15 protein-coding genes are annotated in these 19,641 nt (G+C 54.1%); all 15 read left to right on the plus strand.

Features of this window, described 5'->3' with window-relative positions:
• Position 1 precedes the first annotated feature (1 nt).
• The 15 genes from ACSOSI_RS09475 to tssE are packed head-to-tail and all read left to right on the plus strand — an operon-like array spanning position 2 to position 19,584.
• Positions 2–448: a DUF3828 domain-containing protein gene (locus tag ACSOSI_RS09475; protein WP_476706950.1), complete on the plus strand. Its 447-nt coding sequence runs from the start codon at positions 2–4 to the stop codon at positions 446–448.
• A 31-nt stretch (positions 449–479) separates the two neighbouring features.
• Complete coding sequence (locus ACSOSI_RS09480) at positions 480–3,272, plus strand: glycoside hydrolase family 19 protein (RefSeq protein WP_476706951.1); 2,793 nt, start codon at positions 480–482, stop codon at positions 3,270–3,272.
• On the plus strand, positions 3,269–3,739 hold the full coding sequence (locus ACSOSI_RS09485) for a hypothetical protein (protein ID WP_476706952.1): 471 nt from the start codon (positions 3,269–3,271) through the stop codon (positions 3,737–3,739). The genes ACSOSI_RS09480 and ACSOSI_RS09485 overlap by 4 nt, the downstream gene beginning before the upstream one ends.
• Positions 3,690–4,184, plus strand: a complete 495-nt coding sequence (locus tag ACSOSI_RS09490) for a lysozyme inhibitor LprI family protein (protein ID WP_258534206.1) — start codon at positions 3,690–3,692, stop codon at positions 4,182–4,184. The genes ACSOSI_RS09485 and ACSOSI_RS09490 overlap by 50 nt, the downstream gene beginning before the upstream one ends.
• Positions 4,185–4,213: 29 nt before the next feature.
• Positions 4,214–4,477 carry a PAAR domain-containing protein gene (locus tag ACSOSI_RS09495; RefSeq protein WP_126481755.1) on the plus strand — a complete coding sequence of 88 codons (264 nt, stop codon included), beginning with the start codon at positions 4,214–4,216 and terminating at the stop codon, positions 4,475–4,477.
• Positions 4,478–4,533: 56 nt separating this feature from the next.
• Positions 4,534–5,640, plus strand: coding sequence for a hypothetical protein (locus tag ACSOSI_RS09500; protein WP_476706953.1), 1,107 nt, complete (start codon positions 4,534–4,536; stop codon positions 5,638–5,640).
• A 25-nt stretch (positions 5,641–5,665) separates the two neighbouring features.
• On the plus strand, positions 5,666–9,043 hold the full coding sequence (locus tag ACSOSI_RS09505) for an ImcF-related family protein (RefSeq protein ID WP_476706954.1): 3,378 nt from the start codon (positions 5,666–5,668) through the stop codon (positions 9,041–9,043).
• Between the two features lies 1 nt (position 9,044).
• Positions 9,045–10,655 (plus strand): type VI secretion system protein TssA, encoded by a 1,611-nt coding sequence (gene tssA / locus ACSOSI_RS09510; protein WP_476706955.1) that lies wholly within the window; start codon positions 9,045–9,047, stop codon positions 10,653–10,655.
• Positions 10,656–10,713: 58 nt separating this feature from the next.
• A complete protein-coding gene (gene tssF, locus ACSOSI_RS09515) occupies positions 10,714–12,483 on the plus strand; it encodes a type VI secretion system baseplate subunit TssF (RefSeq protein WP_126481761.1) in 1,770 nt (589 codons plus the stop codon).
• The gene (gene tssG / locus ACSOSI_RS09520; RefSeq protein ID WP_126481763.1) at positions 12,447–13,526 is read left to right on the plus strand and encodes a type VI secretion system baseplate subunit TssG; all 1,080 of its coding nucleotides are present in this window, start codon (positions 12,447–12,449) and stop codon (positions 13,524–13,526) included. The genes tssF and tssG overlap by 37 nt, the downstream gene beginning before the upstream one ends.
• Before the next feature lie 31 nt (positions 13,527–13,557).
• A complete protein-coding gene (gene tssJ, locus ACSOSI_RS09525; protein WP_126481765.1) occupies positions 13,558–14,082 on the plus strand; it encodes a type VI secretion system lipoprotein TssJ in 525 nt (174 codons plus the stop codon).
• Positions 14,083–14,087: 5 nt separating this feature from the next.
• The gene (locus tag ACSOSI_RS09530; protein WP_476706956.1) at positions 14,088–16,613 is read left to right on the plus strand and encodes a type VI secretion system Vgr family protein; all 2,526 of its coding nucleotides are present in this window, start codon (positions 14,088–14,090) and stop codon (positions 16,611–16,613) included.
• Positions 16,613–17,896: a VRR-NUC domain-containing protein gene (locus tag ACSOSI_RS09535; RefSeq protein WP_476706957.1), complete on the plus strand. Its 1,284-nt coding sequence runs from the start codon at positions 16,613–16,615 to the stop codon at positions 17,894–17,896. Before ACSOSI_RS09530 ends, ACSOSI_RS09535 begins: the two co-directional genes overlap by 1 nt.
• Before the next feature lie 9 nt (positions 17,897–17,905).
• Complete coding sequence (locus ACSOSI_RS09540; RefSeq protein WP_126486319.1) at positions 17,906–19,135, plus strand: DUF3396 domain-containing protein; 1,230 nt, start codon at positions 17,906–17,908, stop codon at positions 19,133–19,135.
• The gene (gene tssE / locus ACSOSI_RS09545) at positions 19,135–19,584 is read left to right on the plus strand and encodes a type VI secretion system baseplate subunit TssE (protein ID WP_476706958.1); all 450 of its coding nucleotides are present in this window, start codon (positions 19,135–19,137) and stop codon (positions 19,582–19,584) included. Before ACSOSI_RS09540 ends, tssE begins: the two co-directional genes overlap by 1 nt.
• Positions 19,585–19,641: the final 57 nt, after the last annotated feature.

The following is a 19,641-nucleotide window of genomic DNA, read 5'->3' on the forward strand; positions in this document are numbered from 1 at the left end:
AATGAAAATAATCTCTTTGCTTACAGCTTTTCTTTTTATTACATCGTTGGGAAGCGTAAATGCGGCTGATGTGAACTGTGCTTCTCCAAAAAAAATAACCTCGGACTTTTATCACTGGTATCTGCAGGAAATTAATCAGAATAAATATCCGCTGACTTCATCTGCAGCTAACGATAAGAATCGCCTGAAGAAATGGGTGTCTCCTGAACTGCTTAACAAACTCGGGGAGTCACTTTCGGAAAATGATCTGGATGCAGAGTATTTCACGGATGCGCAGGATATTTTTGATGATTGGGTGAATAACATATCAACTCATCAGGTTGAACAAACTGAACATAAAGTAGATGTGAAATTGCAATTAGGTGTTAGTGAAATTAAGAAAACCTATGATGTATCACTGGATGATAATCATGGGTGCTGGAAAATTAATAACGTTGCCTCTGAGTGATAGTTGAATAATATAAATTAAGGATGAATTTATGTGGGATGCACAAAAAGCAGTTCAGTATGTGAATGAACATGCTGAATCATCATCCACAGGATATTGTGCCCGTTATGTTAAGAATGCAATCAACTCAGGAGGAGACATAAGCAGTTGGCCTTCGATAGTATCGGCAAAAGACTATGGTCCAGCACTTGTTGAAAGAGGTTTTGAGGTAATCACTGCGCCTGGTAGCTTCATTGCCGGTGATGTTGTTATCATTCAGGGGATCAAAAAATCAGATTTTCCAGTGGGTGAAATAAAAAAAGATCATCCTCATGGGCATATGGCCATGTTCAATGGCCAGCAGTGGGTATCTGATTTCAAACAAAATAATGGCTATTATCCAGGCGGGGATTACCGCAGGGCAAAACCCTCATTCGTCTTTTATCGACACAAAGATGTAACTGCGCGGCTATCAGAAAGCAGGGGCGTCCCGGCAGCATCTACCGGGAAAATTTGTTTTCCCGCTCGCAAGCAAAACGGAGAGAACTACGCCACGCTGGATGAAATGATGGGGGTTATTGGCCAGGAGCCTCATGGCTCCTGGCTGGCGGGCACCAACAAGATGTGGCATGGCGGACTCCATATCACTCAGAAATCAGCCCCGGGGTCAGTGCTTACAGCGGAAACGATGGGGACCGCAGTTCCGCTGCAGTGTATGGTGGACGGTGAAGTGGTGGCCTGGCGCCTGAATAAGGATTATCAGAAGAGCACCTTTCTCAGTCATTCCATTCAGTACACAACGACCTTTGTGCTGGTGAAGTCTGTCTGTCAGCCAGACCCGAACAACGAGCAAACCTGGCTTGAGTTTTATTCGCTGTATATGGGCCTGGCACCGCTGTCGGCATTTGATAAACGCAAATGTATGGTTGCCAGAAAAGCTGTCAGTAAAAGAAAGGCAGGAAACTACGAGAGTAGCCAGAATGCAGAGTCTCATTCTCCAGCACCTACGCGAACAGGGGAACTTGCACAAGGAAAGCGCGTTCTTATTCTGAAAGAAGCGATTTTTATGAATAAGCCCGTGTCCCCCCAAGCGCTGGCAGGTGCGACTGAGCCGCAACCCTTTGGGCTGGCACAAGAGTTTGATGAAAACGGTAAACTGAAGGACGAAAAGTTCTGGGTCACCCTGCTGCCGGAATATATGGCAGAGGATGGTGAACACTACGCCCATTTGCCTGTCTGGATGCAGCAGGCGGTTGCGAAGGGCACTTTTGATGCAGTAGTTAAACCGGATGCACCACTGAAAATCAACGCCGGTGACGCTATCGGTTTTCTGGGAGAAGATATCGCCCCTGCGAGCAAGGCACAAATTAGCGACAGCAGGTTTGCCCATATTGAGGTTCTTTGTGTCGACAGCCGGATGCCGGCATTCCTCGATAATCCTGGGGAAGTTAAGGCGGGGCGGAAATATATACGCGTTCACCCTGACGCAGTACTTTATACAAATTCCGGCGATACCTTTACCAAAACGACTTCGACGGTTAGCAAGGACATGCACATCATTTTGCCCGTGGACAAATGCAACCCGAAAACAGTCAGTGAAAAAACATATTACCAGGCAGGCCAGAATTACTGGTTGTGTCAGGACCATGTGGATGTGAAGGAGCAATACTACCTGAAGGAGCTGGGGTTCACGGCGCTGGTTGAAGAAAGTACGCCAGATATGGCCGCTTCGCTAAAAGAAGGATGGATGAAATCGGCATACCAGTGGCTTGCCGACCAGGTCAGGCCGGAACGCGGTATTCAGGAACAGCAGATGTCCCGCTTTTATAAGGGCATGATTGATAAGATGGATACTGACAAGGACGGGCAGCTTTCTGAGAGGGAGCTTTTCGTTGCACTACACCACCCTGAGATGGGCGTACGCGATATCGTTTCGCGGATGGTAGTTAAGCACGAAAGCGAATGGTTTGGCGGTAGCGGCCATCAGAAATGGACGGCATTTTTCCAGGACTATGACACCCTGCGTATCGATATTGCGAAGCAGTGGCTGGACGATATGGAATGGATGAGTCAGGTTGAGCCCTTTACGGCGGGTAAAGCGGTGTGGCATATGCATCCGGTGATGTTTTTGGGTGCAATAGGAGCTGTTGCTAATGACGATGGTGTTACGTACGAACAATTAAAAATCATCTTCCCGCAAGCCACAGATTCTGATTTGAATGCCGTCGTTGAGGAACTGCGTGGGAGATTGACAGAGTTTAAGCTAGATACCCCAACGAGATTACGACACTTCTTTTCACAAATTAAAGGAGAGGTTGGCCCAGAAATGAAAGGGCTAACAGAAAAATTTCAGTTCTCACCAGCTGCGCTGAAATCCTTTAGTAAGTATTACAGGCAACATCCGGTTGAGGCTGACACCGATGGGTATGAACGAAATTCAGCAGGTAAAATTATACGAAATGCTGATGTACAAGCAATTGGCCGCAAACATTATTTAAGGTTAAATGGAAATAGGCAAAGTAATCCTGATGATGGATATAATTTTAGAGGGCGAGGTTTAATTCAAATCACTGGCTATGAAAAATACAACGGATTCAATGCTGATTATACTCAGTATTGGCTGGGGACGCCTCCTGATACTGTTACCAATCCAGAAGAAGTAAATGAAATGCCATATGCAATCCGAAGTGCCCTATGGTTCTGGACTAAATATAAACCTTATAATGCAGATCGCGGGAAAGGTTATGATGATGTCGCTGGTGTAACAAGTGTCGTTAATGGTGGAGACATGGGGCTCGAAGAACGACGAACTGCTTATAAACTATGTGAAAAGGTTTTCTTATGAAAAATTTATTTTTTATTCTGGCAATTACGGCCTCTTTTCATTCATATGCTAATGAATGTAAGCCCGGTGAGACTCTCATTGCATCATGTAATTTTTCTGGGAAAGCGATTCGCGCAGCTGTTTTTTGTGCTAATGAGAAAAATGACACTATAAGATATACTTTTAGTAAGGGAAGCACTTCTGAGCTGAATGTGAATTTTGATACTCAGAATAAGCTTAAAAGATGGGTTGATCTTGGAACATATACTACATATCTTGGGTTTAATCGTGGGGGGTATTCCTATGTATTAAGAGTTCCAGAAGAAAAACCTGGAGCAGTTGCTCTTTTAGACGTAAAAAAAAATGGTGATACAATAAGCACAAAGCGATGTGAATCTAACTCTTTTGGAGAAAAAAATATAAAAATGAATAGTATTGATGATGTCGCTGATAGTAGTGTTAGAAATAATGAATTTAAATTTCCATAGCCTTGGGTTCGAAAATATATTAATGCGTAAAGCGCAGTTTAAAATGAATGGTTGTTTTGCATTGATGCTAGTTGTCTTTTCATTTTCAACTTATGTATGTGCTGACTCTTCAAGTGAACAGGATAATTATCTAAAAATTAAAAATGAATATGTTAAAGCAGATGGTGGGCTAAATTATTTTTATAAGGAACTAATCCAAGAGTATAAGAAAGAAGGTGCTGAGTTTTATGGTCAGAGTGAGTCAAGAGGTATTTATCTGAAAAAAACTCAACTCGCGTGGATAAAAATGAGAGATGTCAGTTGCGATTATGAAACCTACGAATCGAGAACTGGAACTGCGTTTTCAAGTATATATGAGCAATGTTTGTTAGATAAGACGAATGAGCGAATAAAATATTTAAAAGGAAATGACAGACGATTGCATGAAGTAAGCAGCGTCAAATAATTTGGCTAACTTAGCTAAGGGGTAGAACTATGCAAGGAATTATTCGAATCGGTGATAAAACAACTCACGGTGGCGTAGTCCAGTCAGGCTCATCTACCATGATTTTTGGTGGTATCGGCGTTGCCCGTAAAGGCGACAAAGTGTCCTGCCCACAACAAGGGCATGGGCCAACCACCATCACAGAAGGTCATCCTGATTATCTGGATAACGGGATCCCGGTGGCGTTTCACGGCCACAAATGCGCCTGCGGCTGTACGCTGATCAGTTCTCTGTCTGACGCGCTGGTGGGTTGATCATGCCTGTTGTTCTGGAAAGGATCCCGGAAAAGAAAACCAAACCGCCGCGACCGGTGACCAGCCGCTGGCTCATTTTTGGTGCTGCCGTCTTAATCTCTGGGATGGGGCTGACGTTTCTGTTCTGGCAAGGTGAGCGCTCAGGTCCCGGATTCTGGCTGTTTGCTATTGTGCTCCCAGTCCTTATCTGGGGAGCCATGTTCTCGGCGCGTCGGACTGGGTACAAATATCTGAGCGTGGGTCAGGATGCCACCAACAGAACCGTCAAAGCCCGCTATGCTGCCGCTGAAGGGCGTGGGCAGCGGTTCGCCTGGTTTGCCGGTGAGTTTCTGGTGAATGCCCTTGAGCGCGAGCATAATCCCACGCAAAAAGCGGCTTTCATCAAATCACCCATTCTTCAGCCAGTGATCCCCCGTGGGTCCGAAAAACCGGTCAGACACTCCCGCTTATCCGGCGGGGAAAATGCCCCCGACATGCTGGCAAGCCTTCAGGCTGAGATGACCGGTCGTATCAATAAGTTACTGGACTCACTGCCTCCGGCCATGACCTGCTATCTGGCGCTGGACGTGGCTGAAGACCTGCCGGACCTTTCTCTGAGCTGGTTACCCGAGATTAGCCGCCCGATTATCCGTATCCGTGACCTGTCAGGGTTACGCATTTTCGATTACTGGCTTGATTATCATTACGAAAAACCCTCGGCGCTGCTGGTGATTAGCGCACAGCTGAATGACGTTCCTGCTGATGATTCCGGTGAAGCCATTTCGGTGGTGTTGATGACCAACTGCCGCCTTAAAGATATGCCGCCCAAATCAGTACGCATTCATCGTCCGCAAATCAATCATACGGGCGACCTGGGGCATGCCTTACGTCATGCCATGCTGTGGGCCAATCTTAAAAAAGACACCCCACTTCGGGGCTGGATAACCGGTGGTCGGCTTGCTTTCAGCGATATGCTGAGCACGGCCTGCGGCATTTATGCGCCGGAACTGACCGCTCAGCGCTACGTTAATATCGATGCTGTTGCGGGTTTTGCCGGTGTCGCGGCCCCGTGGCAGGCCTTAATCCTCGCAACCCGCCAGTGCCTTGCTGATCGTGAAGCGCAGATAGTTGTGACCGAATCTTCAGCAGACTACCGACAGCTCTGTGCTGTTACTCCGGAATAATAATCAGGGATTGTTACCGCTCGCTATGAACAGACCTTCAGCACTTGCCTCCATTGTTTTCTTTACGCTTTGCATCACCGGCATATTCGGGTGTTTTCTCTGGTTCTATCCGGAAGAGACGGCCAGTGCGGTGCGCGTGGGTCCTTACAGCCACCTCGGTGCGATCGTCTTTTGCCTGACGCTTGGCATCATCATTCTTATTATCGGATGGTTTGCTGAAAAATTAATGGCGACGGCCGGTGAACGCGGCGGTAATCAGAATAGTGAGTCAGAAAACAGTCTCACCACCACGTCCCAGCCTGATGCGCCGCATACCGATGAAGACACCACGCGTTTTATCGCCGATCCTCTCATCGATCACCTTCGCCTGCGTTACGGCCGTCGCTGGAAATCGAAGGTTCGTCTGCTGCTGGTTCAGGGGACCGATGAACATATCACGAAAGTGGTTCCGGGACTGAAGCGCGACCACTGGCAGGAAAATGACGGTATTGTGCTGATCCATGCCGGGCAGGCAAAGGCCACGCCGGACCCGGAATTTGTTGAGGTGCTCAATCAGGTGCGCCCGCAGCGCCCTGTGGATGGCATTGTGCAGGTGATGGACTGCGCAACACTTCCGGATGCTGCCGCACTGGACACGCTGGTGCGCAGTCGTCAGAAAGCTGACGCGATGCTGGGCTGGCAGGTACCGGTCTGGCTGTGGTTCATTCGTGAAGACGCCTGGAGCCAGGAAGGGGAGGGTGTTCCAGCGACCGGCGCATTGTTTGGTCCGGGCGCAGCACCGGAAGTTGCTGTTGCGTCGCTGACCTCTCTTTCATCACGTCTGCGCAGGGCCGGCATGCCAGCCCTGTTGAGTGATACCCGCCATGACTGGCTGATGCAGCTGTCCGATCAACTGCGTGGCCGTCTTAAGCAGCAACTGACCCCGCTGCTGACCAGCCTGATGACCGGGCCCGCGCCTTATCGTCTGCGTGGCGTGATGTTCAGTCCTGCGCTTTCGGCGACGGCTACACTGCCGCATGCGCGGTTGAGTCATCCTGCGTGGCAGGCACTTGAAGAAGACTGCCTGCAGGTTCATCCCCGTAAAATCGGTTTTCACTGGCGGCGGGTGCTGCGTCTGGTATTGCTGACGCTGGTTGTGCTGTGGGGGGCAGGGACTCTGCTGTCTCTGGTGGTCAACCGTGCGCAGATTTATCAGGCGCAGGAAACCGCCCGCGCGGCAGCCGATACCCGACAGCCCCTCACGGAGCGTCTGCGTAACCAGCTGGTGTTGCAGCAGGCGATTGCCCGCCTGCAGGACCGGGAAGCGCACGGTGCGCCGTGGTATACCCGTTTCGGTCTGAATCAGGACCGCGATACCCTGAATGCGCTCTGGCCGCTGTATGCCCGTAACAACCAGGTTCTGATGCGGGATGCGCTGGCAGATGAACTTCATCGCCAGTTGAATGCCTTTGTGCAGTTGCCACCGGCCAGTGAGGCGCGAACCGCTGCGACCCGGAAGACCTATAACCTGCTGAAAGGTTACCTGATGCTGGCCCGCCCCGATAAAGCCGATGCCTCCTGGTTTGCCGCAAATATGCAGCAGGCCTGGCCGGGACGTGCCGGTGTGCCGGCCACCACCTGGCAGACTCAGGCCCCGAAACTGCTGGGTTTCTTTGTCCAGAACCTGCTTGCTCATCCTGAATGGAAAATAAAACCTGATATGGAGCTGGTCGGCACCGTCCGTCAGATATTGCTTAAACAGATTGGTCAACGTAATGCCGAGTCGGGTCTCTACCAGGAGATGCTTCAGCGTATCGCCCGCAACTGGCCGGATCTGACCCTGGCTGATATGACTGGCGATACCGATGCCTCGACACTCTTCAGTACTGAAGAAACGGTGCCGGGGATGTTCACACGCCAGGCATGGGAAGAGCAGGTTCAGAACGCCATTGATGAGGTGGTGGAAAACCGGCGTGATGAAATTGACTGGGTGCTGACTGACAAAACCCATCAGCCGGGCAGTAATATCTCACCGGAAGCCCTCAAACAGCGCCTGATCGAACGTTACTTCACGGATTTTGGTAACGCCTGGCTGAACATGGCCAACAGCATCCAGTGGCAGAGGGCCAGTTCGCTGTCCGAAGCGATTGCGCAGCTCAATCTGCTGGCTGACGTACGCCAGTCGCCGCTGGTGTCGCTGATGAACACATTCGCCTGGCAGGGCCAGACCGGTGCCAAAGGTGAGCGACTTGCCGACTCTCTGGTGGATTCGGCCAAAAAGCTGGTCGGCAGCAAAAAGAGCGCGCAGCAGTTTGCGGCAGAAGCCCAGGGGCCAAGAGGTCCACTTGATGGTGTGTTTGGTCCCCTGAATGGTCTGATGGCCGGCAAGGATGGCACAGGCAGCAACGGCAATCTGAGCTTCCAGTCCTGGCTGGCCCGTGTGACCCAGGTTCGGCTGAAGTTACAGCAGGTGACCAGCGCACCGGACCCGCAGGCGATGGCCCAGATGCTGGCTCAGACGGTTTTCCAGGGCAAAGCCATCGACCTGACGGATACCCGGGACTACGGTAGCCTCGTTGCCGCGAGCCTCGGGCAGGAATGGAATGGATTTGGTCAGGCCCTGTTCGTTCAGCCGCTGGATCTGGCCTGGCGTCAGGTGCTTGCTCCTGCGGCAGGGAGCCTGAATGCCCGCTGGCAGAGCACGATCGTCTCGCAATGGAACACGGCATTTACCGGGCGCTATCCGTTCAAGGCCACGGGAAGTGATGCCTCACTTCCGCTGCTGGCGCAGTTCCTGCGGGGTGACTCGGGACGTATTGCCGCCTTCCTGAAAACCAATCTTGGCGGGATCCTGCATCAGGAAGGCAGCCACTGGGTGGTGAACCCGTCTGCCAGTCAGGGTATGACCGTTAACCCGGCCTTCCTGGCGGCTATCAACCAGTTGGCGGATATCTCAGACATTATCTTTGCGCAGGGTGACGCCGGTGTTCACTTCGAACTGATGGCCAGACCGTCGCGTGATGTGGCGCGCATCCAGCTGGCGCTGGACGGGCAGAGCCTGGATTACTTCAACCAGATGGAGAGCTGGCAAAGCTTTACCTGGCCGGGGAATACGTACTATCCCGGCGTGGATCTGAGCTGGCAGTCGGTCAGCACTGAAATGCGACTGTACGAGCATAATCAGGGAAACTGGGGGTTTATTCGTCTGCTGGATAAAGCGCGGATCACGCCACTCGACAGCAGCCGGACCCAACTGGTGTGGATCACCCCTGACGGCAAGCCACTGAAATTTGTACTGCGCAGCGAGCTGGGCGAGGGCCCACTGGCGTTACTGAAACTCAGGGGGTTCCGCTTACCGGTATCGGTCTTTTCAGTAGGGGCGGATGCCGTGAACACCGACCTGGCATTCGCGGAGGGACAATAAGATGGCAACGGCAAATGCACTCCTGGCACAGTGTGTCCCTGACGAGGCACATCAGTCTGCGCTGCTTGCGCGCCAGCGGAGCAGCCTGTCCCAGTGGGATAACTGGCTGCAACCGCTGACTGACGGTGAAAGGGCGGGGGAAGACCCTACCTACGACGACGACTTCCAACTGATGCGCGAGGAAATCAACAAACTCTCCGGCACCGACACCGAAATGTTATGTCGCCTGGCAGAGAATATTCTCTGTAACAGCGCCCGGGATATTCGTGTCGTGACCTGGTACTGCTTTGCCCGTCTGCAACGCGACGGCGAGTCGGGATTACGTGAAGGTCTGCAACTACTGGCTGCGATGCTGACTCGCTACGGTGAGCATTGTCATCCTCGTCGCGCCAACGCACGCAAATCAGCGCTGGAATGGCTGAACAGCACGAAGATGCAGGACACATTCTTCCTTTGGCCAGATGCCACCCGTGAACAGACCTCACAAACCGCAGCGGCTCTCTGCCTGCTGAACACACTGCTGGAAGACTGGCCTGAAAGCGATCGTCCATCCCTTGATGGATTATCCCGAGCCCTGGAGACCCGCCTTGCGGGTTCTGGTGGGCTGGATGGATTTACGCCGCAGACTGCTGGAAATGTGGAAAACAGCCCATCCTCTTCCGTCAGAACCTCCGTCCCGAATGGGGTGGTGAAATCGGAAGGCGAGTTTCTGAGTCAGGCGAAAGTGCTGGCAGGCTGGCTGGCCGATCAGCCTGAGGGCTGGCTCGCATCACATCGCCTGATGAAAGCCGTGCGCTGGGATTCGGTGGGGCAACTACCGGCTCTGGATGCCAGCAGTCGAACCCGTCTTTCACCGCCTAAACCCGATTATCGTGCGCAGCTCAAACGTCTTTACCTGCAACAGAACTGGATGGAGCTGGTAGAGCAGGCAGGGTCCATGTTCTGCGAAGGCGGCAATCGTTTCTGGCTCGATCTGCAGTGGTATCTCTGGCAGGGCCTGACCCGCGCCGGGCAGCCAGGGGAGGGCTGGGCCGATTACATCACCAGTGACCTGAGGTTGCTGCTGGCCCGCTTGCCGGGTCTGGATCAACTTTCATGGAGTGACGGTACGCCCTTTGCTGATGAAGTGACACTCAACTGGATAGCGGAAAAGGTGAACGACGATATGACGGGATTCGGTGATGAACCCGCGGTCGTCGCCGGAGGAGGGCAAACGGATGACATTCTGGCGTTGGAGACGGAAGCCATGGTGAAAGGTGACAGCGAAGGGCCTGAAGTGGCTCTCGCCTGGCTCCAGACGCGTCCGGGTATGCACTCTCCCCGCAGCCGCTGGTTGCAGCGACTGCTGATGGCCAGGGTTGCTGAACAGTTTGGGCGCAATGAGATGGCACTTCACCTGCTTGGCGAGCTGACAAGTAGCGCCCCACAACTGACGCTTAACGACTGGGAGCCTGCTTTGCTGTTTGAAGTACAGGCCCGTCGCCTGAAGCTGCTGCGTCTCAAAGCCGGTAGAAGTGAAACGGATAAGGCCCGTCTGGCCCCGGAAATGGATGCGCTGCTGGCAGGACTGATTGCCATTGATCCCGCCAGAGCGCTGGTGTTGTGCGGCTAAACAGGCTGCATCTGATGACCTCTTATTTTGATTGCCACGATACTCAGGAACCCCGTGCATGGATGATTTAACCCTGCGTTATTTTGATGCCGAAATGCGCTACCTGCGCGAAGCCGGTAAAGAATTTGCTCGCGCCCATCCCGACCGCGCCGCCATGCTTAACCTCGACAAAACCGGTGCCCGTGACCCGTATGTGGAGCGGCTTTTTGAAGGGTTTGCCTTCCTGATGGGCCGTCTGCGTGAAAAGCTCGATGATGACCTGCCGGAGCTGACAGAAGGGCTGGTGAGCCTGCTCTGGCCGCATTACATGCGTACCATTCCGTCGTTGTCGGTGGTGACGTTCTCGCCGGAGTGGCAATTGCTGAAGCAGGCTGAGCTTCTGCCGGAAGGCTTCCCGGTGCTGTCGCGACCGGTCGGACCGGATAAAACCGTCTGCCAGTACCGGACTACGCGGGATATTCCCTTGCAGCCCCTTCATCTGGCGGATGCGCGCCTGCAGACCGAGCCGGACGGACGTGCTGTCATCCGCCTGCGTTTTGAGTGTGCAAGCAAGGTGGACTGGGCGAAAAGCGGGATTGATAAGGTGGCCATTTACCTCGATGCCGACAGCCCGGTGGCCTCGGCCCTGCATCTGGCGCTGACCCGCCGGGTGCATGCGATGTATGCCCGCCACGCCGCAACCCGCACCGAACGCATCCGTTTTGACGGCTGGTGTAAGCCGATGGGCTTTGACGATACTGAGCGACTTTGGCCGAAAGGCGATTCTGCATTCAGTGGCTATCAGCTGCTGCTGGAGTATTTCAGCTTCCGGCAAAAGTTTATGTTTGTGGAGCTGCGTGGGCTGGAACTGACCGGGATTAATCAGGACACCACCTGGTTTGAAACCGATATTGTGCTCGAGGGCGGCTGGCCATCCGATATGCCCTTTGAAACCGACAATTTCCGCCTGCATTGTGCGCCGGTGATTAACCTCTTCACTCTGGAGGCCGACCCGCTGACCATCGATCCGCTGGAAAATGAATACCTGCTGCGTCCGCTGCGCGTCCAGGACGGTCACACGGAAATCTACAGCGTCGATAACATCCACGGTGCTGTGAAAAGCGGTAAGCATCCCTACGTACCCTTCACCAGTTTTCGTCACCGTGGCGGCATGATGCGTTTTGACGCGCCAGAGCGTTACTTCCACACCCGAGTGAAGCGCGGCCCATCGGGACTGTATGATACCTGGCTTATCCTCGGTGGCCGTTCGTTTGAAATTGAGCAGTTGGCGGAAAAGCCGGAATCGTTATCCATGCGCATCACCGGTACCAACGGGCAACTGCCCCGCAAGGCGCTGGAAAGTACGCTGCTCGACCGGGTGGTGAAAGCCGGCAAAGTGCCGGTGAAAGTTCTGAACCTGAATGCGCCGACACTGCCACTTTATCCACCGGCCAACGACCGCTTTCACTGGCGCGTGATGAGCCATCTGGGCTCCAGCTTCCTGAGCATGATGGATAACCCGGAAGTGCTGCGCGGTACGCTGGCGCTGTATGACTGGACCGACGATGAGATGAACCGCCGCCGGCTGGAGGCCATCGTCGCCGTGAAGCATACGCTGATACGCCGTTTCGAACGGGGCTATATGCTGCGTGGGGTGGATATTGAAGTCACGCTGAATGCGGACAACTTCGCAGGCGAGGGCGATGTGAATCTGTTTGGTGAAATGCTGCATCGCTTCTTTGCGCTGTATGCCGATGTTCACCTCTTCAATCAGCTGACGCTGGTATTGCAACCGACAGGGAAACGACTGCGATGGAAAGAGAATCACAGCCAGCACGTACCGGGCTGACCGAAGACCTCGGCAAGGATATCTGGCGGGTTAACTTTTACCGCTTCTGCCAGTTGCTTGAACAGGACAGTCCCGACAGGCCGTTGCTGGGTACCGCCGATAAACCGTCCGGCGACCCGGTGCGCTTTCGCCCCTGGCCAGGGATGGGCTTTCCGGCCAGTGAACTGCGTGCGGTAGAAACAGACGAAGATCATCCGGAATTGCCGCCGACCGTACGCACGACATTTCTGGGGATGTACGGCGTGGACTCACCGCTGCCGACCGCGTATCTGGATGACATCGCCCAGCGCCGCGAAGGGGTTGAGGCGACCACGGCGTTTCTTGATATCTTCAGCCACCGCATCACCACCCAGTACTATCGCATCTGGCGCAAATACGCGTACCCGGCCACGTTTGAGTCCGGTGCGACGGATGCCACCTCACAGTGTCTGTTGGGGCTGGTGGGACTGGGTATTCCCGGCACGGCAGAGAACGTGGCCACCCCGGTCTCCCGTTTCCTCGCGCTGCTGGGCACCATGCGCCTGCCGACCCGCAATGCAGAGGGTGTTTGTCAACTGGTGAGCCTGCTGGCGCCGGAGACCACCGCGACGGTGATCAGCCCGGACCCGGTAAAGGTCCCGATGTCGCAACGCAGTGGCCTGGGTAAAGGCAACCGCGTAGCCCTGTCACAGCGGGCGACGCTGGGTAAGAGCGGGAAAGAGGCTTGCAGCCGCATTTTGCTGATGCTGACCACCCGCAATCAGGAAGAAGCCGGAGGGTGGCTGCCCGGCGGGCAACTGCACACAGACCTGATGGTACTGCTGCGGGTGTACCTGGGCTATCGCTCGGACGTGCGGCTGCGATTGACCGTCCCCGTCAGTACGTTACCCGAACCCCGACTGGGGCAACAGCGTCGTATACAGCTTGGTCGTACCGGTGTGCTGGGACTGAAAAACGACAGGCCCGGCAAACGTGCCCATCTGACCGTCAGCCTCGGTTGTTACGAGGGACTGGACTGTAAACCGCTTCTTGCGGCGCAGGATGGCGGTTACCGCTTCGATTAGTGCTGCTGTTTATTCTGAAAGGAACCTCTGAATGACATCCGTTTCCCTGCGACAGGTCGTCCTGCTCGCGCTTTGTGGTCTGCTGGCCGGTTGCGGCCTGACGCAGACCGTCACTGATGGCACCGTCAACGTGACCAAATCCATTTTCTACAAAAAAATAAAAGTGCTGCATCTCGACTTTGAACCGCGTGCGGCGGCCAATGCCGATGAAGCGCAGACGCCGCTGGCGACCATGATCCAGGTCTGGCAGTTAAAAGACCGCGAGAAAGTCGATGCCGCCGACTATCAGACGTTACTTCGTGATGCCGACAATGTGCTTAAAGAAGATGTCGTCGCCAGCAAATCTCTGCTGGTGATGCCCAAAGGCAGTGTCATCCTTAATATGCCGATGAACGAAGAGGCGAAGTATGTGGCCGTGGTCGGGCTGTTTAATCGCCCGGAGCTGAAGAACAACACCTGGCGATTGGTGCTCACCCGTGATGACCTCAACCCGGACAAACCCCGCACACTTGAGCTCGGGAATGGTTTTCTGACCCTGGTCCCCGTTAAGGAGTGACGATAATGGTAACGGACAACTGGCTGGCCCTGTTTGACGGACAGACACGCTATACGTTTGAGATAAACGGCAGTCGGGTAAAAGCGGACGTGCTGAACTTTCATGGTCGCGAGGCGCTGAGTGCCCCCTCTGAGTGGCGTATTGAGTTCACCACGGCGCAGAGCGATGTGACCGCCGAAGAGGTGCTGCTGAAGTTCGCCACGCTTAACATGCTCAGCGGCAGGACGGTACAGGGGATACTCACCGGGTTCGAATGGCTGGGCACGACGGCCGACCAGACGCACTACGGCGTGACGCTCTCGTCCCGTCTGGCACTGCTGGGGCATACCCGGCGCTGTGCGGTGTACCAGAACTTGTCGGTACCCGAAATGGTGGAGCAGGTGCTGCGTGAGCATGGTCTGGAAGGGGCGGATTTTGAGTTCCGTCTCGAGCGCAGCTATCCGCCGCGCGAACTCATCACCCAGTGGCGGGAGACGGACCTGCAGTTTATCCGGCGCCTCCTTTCTGAAGTGGGTATCTGGTTTCGCACCGGGGTCAATGCCGTGACCGGGCTGGACACGCTAACCTTTGCAGACAGCCAGCAGTTTTATCAGTTTGATGTCCATGTGCCGTATCAGGAGCCGTCGGCGCTGTACGACGGGGCGGCGGAATCTGCGTGGGGGCTGCGCAGCTGGCACAATACGGTGACGGGTCTGGTCCGCACGCGGGATTATAACTACCGCACGGCGACCACGCCGATGGACTCGTCGCTCGCCGTCAGAAACAGCGCCACCACCACTGGGGAGTACTACCGCTACGGCGTGCCGTTCCTGGATGCCGGTGACGACAGCACGTCAGAGCCGGAAACGGAGAGCGGGGCGTTTTACGCACGCATTCATCATGAGCACGAGCTGAATAAGTCCACTCGTCTGCACCTGTTCAGCAACGCCGCACATCTGATGCCGGGGATGGTACTGGAGACAGACGGCAGCACCCTGAATGACCTGCAGGATGGGATGCTGATTACGCTTGCCACCTACAGCGCAGCGCGCGACACACGACTGCACGTGTCAGTGTGGGGCATGCCCTACAGTGAACAGTTCTGCTTCCGTCCGGCTGAACTGCCCCGACCGAAGATACGCGGCACGCTGCCGGCGCGCATCGAGAGCCGTGAGAAGGGTGATATCTACGCCCATCTGGATAGCCAGGGCCGCTACCGGGTGAAGCTGGACTTCAGCCGTGAAGGCGCGGAGCCGAGTTACCGCACTCTGTGGATACGCCTGGCGAAGCCATACTCGTGCGGGGCGTACGGCTGGCACACGCCGCTTATTGACGATACGGAAGTGGGGATTGCGTATGACGACGGGGATATCGACCGGCCGTATATTGCCCATGCGTTTCACGACTCTGAGCATCAGGACATCGTCACCCGTGACAACCGCAGTCAGAACATCCTGCGCACGCCTGCTGCCAATGAACTGCGGATGGAAGACCAGCGCGGGCAGGAGCATATCGCGCTGACCACACCTTTCGGCAGCACGCAGATGAACCAGGGGCATATCGTCGATGCGCAGAACAAGCCGCGCGGTACCGGCTTTGAACTCAGAACCGACGAGTACGGCATCATTCGCGTGGCAAAAGGGCTGTTCATCACGGCCGATGACCAGAGCAAAGCTGCAGGTGACGTGCTGGACATGGAAACGGCGCTGAAGGAGATTGAGGTCTGCCAGCAGCAGATTAAAGCGCTGGCGGTGGCCGCAGAGCAGGCGCAGGCACTGGAGGCGGATATTGCGAGCCAGATAGCGATGTTCGATAAACGCCTGAAACCGCTGAACGAGATGATTCATTTCCACGGCCCGCAGGGCGTGGCGTTCACCAGCGGGGAACATATGCAGTTGACCGCCGCTCAGAATGTGGCAGTGAATGCGGGAGGGGATTTTAGCAGTGGAGCACTGGGTGACACCGCAATTCTGGCGGGAGAGCAGATTGGCCTGTTTGCGCGCAGCGGCAGCCTGACACTGAACGCCAGTGAAGGCCCGGTGAAGATACAGGCGCAGAACGGGGAGATGCACATCAGTGCGGAGCAGAAGCTGAGTCTGATATCGGCGAGCGACATGCTGTTTGCGGGTAAGAAGAAAGTGACGCTGATAGGTGGCGGGAGCTATCTGACGATTGAAGGCGGGAAGATAGAGTACGGGACGGATACGACCTATACGCGCAAGATTAAGCGCACGCACCTGACGGGGTCAGCGGCAATGGCCGTATCATTTCCACTTATGGGCACTTCGCATATTTATTCCGCCATTTACCAGCTTCAGGATGAACAAGGTGCGGTCCTTGCCGGGATACCTTACAGCCTGAAAACGCCGTCCGGACAGGAGGCTACCGGGTTCAGTGACGCTGAAGGCCGGACTGTTGCGGTTTATACCCGTGAACAGGAAGCGGTGGATTTGCATATCGTACCGGATAAACCTCAGCCAGAAGAAACCATGTGGTTTATTGGCGATGGCGATCAACAGCAGCTGACAACTGAATTCAGGGAGAATGTGTAATGGAACTGCCTGACTTACCCGATACCCCTATAGCAGATATTCCCACCGGGACCAATAATCAGCCGTGGGACTGTACTACGACTGGCGTTGAAATGGTGGAGAAACAGTCCCGTCTGCCGACGACCAACAGTCGCCAGTACCTGCATATCAAGGTGGAATACGCCATGCGTTTTCCCCGGTTGTCGGCAGAGATCCGCCGCAACGGCAAAAACTACCAGATGAGCCTCAAGCAGCTCATGATGAGCGGACTTATCCGTGTGGATGAAATCAAACGTGATTATCAATGGTGGTACAAAGCTGAAGTCCCGTTTGATATGCGGGCCACACCACCACGTCCGTTTCTCAGTAGCACGTTGCTAAGTGAAGGTGCTGGAAGGCGTCACACCACCAATCCCTTCCCGGTACCGGGTAAGGGGATATACCGTCGTCCAGATGTCATCATCGTGAAAAATAAAGACGACCGCTGGCCAGGACTGGCGGGGCCGGATACCGAAGATCAGATGCACGGTGATAATCTTGAACGTCTCGTTGAGGTGAAGTTTCCAGGGGATGAACTTAAGCGTATTCAATATGATGAATATATGCTTATTGTCGGCAGTAATCGTCACAAGATGACGATACTGGAGATCCATGACTGCCGCCTGGAAGAGCAGCAGTGGAGCGATCAGGTGGTCAACGCAACGATGAAAGCCTGGAAGACCAGCGGGGTTAAGTACTGGCCGTTGTTCCTCTATCCTCCCATCTTTACGCCGCGACCTCCTGCAAACCCCGCCCCTGCAAGGGTCGAACCGTGGACCTATGCCGGAAAAGCTGTCGCTGATCTTAGCGAGGGGGTGATTAATAATATGGCGGCAGGCTGGAATGCCCTGTCAACAGAGATGCAGCAGGATCTGAACAGAGTGGCGGGCTGGCTGAATGACAGTGGCGATTGGGTATACTCCCAGGGAAGTCAGGCCTGGCAGTGGGTTAGCAGCACGGGGCGCGCAGCTGCATCGTGGACAAATGAACAAATAAGAGCCGCCTGGTCAGCTATTCAGGAAGCGACAGATATGACGCTGGAAACGCTGAAACAGGTGGACTGGGTACAAGTATTGACTAACGTCGCCGTCACCGTTGGAGTGGTGCTTGTTGCAGTAGGTGTCGGTGTTCTGGTTGTTACGCTGGGCATCCCGGAAGCGCTGCTTGCGGCGTTTTTACTGATTGTCCGTCTGGCAATAACAGCCTGGGAAGCACTGGTGGCGGTTCTCGGAGCCAGCACAGTCGGCGCACTGGCAACCCAATAAGGAATTATGATGGAACTGAAGGATTTTGAGCTGAATTATATCGAGAAATGGTTGCCGGAAGCGTCGGTGAAGTACAAAGATGGCAGCCCTGCTGTAAACCTTGGCCTGATAATCACCGTATTTTTTAAAGACGGTCATACGACAGAGGTCCGCCGTAAGATGGTGGAGTGTGTGGACCGCTACTACGAGGAATTTAAACCGCACCTGAAGAAGACCCTACCGGGGAAAAAATGGACGGCAATAACGGAAAAAAACTATGCGAAACAGCGGCAGGAAATACTGGACTCAACGCCAGAGGAAGTATTTGACTGGATACTGAGTAGTGCGACTGAATCATATCTCGCACCAGATTACGATGTTCTCCTTATGGGAAAGAGAATATTCCATAACGAAAATAACCGTTCAGTCATTAAACTCACATTCCCGCTTTCGTTGTTGAAAGAATCTGACGGGAAGGAACATTATCAATCCTGGCTGATGTGGCTTTGTAATACCTTCAATGTTGAAAGTGGCTATGCCGGACTGTCCTTCGTCCTGCCATATGCTTTTGAACGCATGTTCCCCTACGAATACAAACTTGCCCAGCGCTTTCCCGGCGTGATGGTAGATTCGTTGGGATTTCTTGATGGAACCAACTCCATTGAAGGGGTAAAAGGCCCGTGCTGGTATACTATTCTGGGTAATCCTTGGCTGGAAAAGCTGGGTGGTGCGGAAAAGCTGGCCCACCGCCTGAAGAAAACGCCTGAGATAGAACTGCTGCGCTATAACGGCGGCATTATCCTCAAGGCCGGGGCATTGCCGCCAGCGTTAGGGGAAACGAAAACTGAAGACCTGCCACCATTGCTGGTAAAAGTAAACCAGATGATCAAGCCCATCCGGCAGGACGGGCACAACGGCCTACATTTCTACTCTGAGCACGAAAACTTCCAGTTTGAAGAAGATTCATCTATGGCATGGTTTGCCCGCTTCGATGAAGCCAGTGCGGGTCTGGCCGAAGGGGATGAAGGGAAATCCTACGAACCGGCTCGAATCACCTGCTGGACGGATGGTATTGCCCCACATGCGGGGGAATGGGCAACCATAGTTAACGGCACCACGCAGTATACCCAAACCCAACAGGGCCAGAAAATGCCTGGCTTTGAGGATAAGGATGGCAAAAAACACCGCGCTTGCTGGTCGCTTCTGAAACGCGATGACGGCGGCAGTGTCTTTATTATCAGTCCGGACGAGAAAAACTGATGACGTCAAGAAACACGCCTTCTTTATACGAGATGCTTTACGGTAACTTTACCGGCGATCTCGACCTTCATCGGCTTAGCGAAGAAAATCAGGTCATCCTGTCCGTGCTGGATAACATGCAGCGCATTCTGAATTGTCGCGCCGGCACTCTGGCGCACTTGCCGGACTACGGTCTGCCGGATATGACGAAAATCCTGCAGGGTATGCCAGGGACCGCGCATCAGCTGATGGGCACGCTCTCCGACGTGCTGCTGAAATATGAGCCGCGCCTGGCAAAGGTTGATGTGGTGATACTGGAGCAGACCCGACCCGGCGAACTGCGCTATGCCATTGACGCTGAATTGAAAGGCCTCGGCCTGGTGCGTTATGGGACCGAGTTTATGCCTGAAGGTCGCGTACTCCTGAGGCACCTGAAGCAACAGCAGCTTATTGACCAGCAGGCCTTTTAATCATAGTCCGCAATAGCAGCTAAACAGACATAAAAAATGCAAATGAAATTAAGGGAA

The sequence above is a fragment of the Serratia sp. AR11 genome (assembly GCF_056376275.1).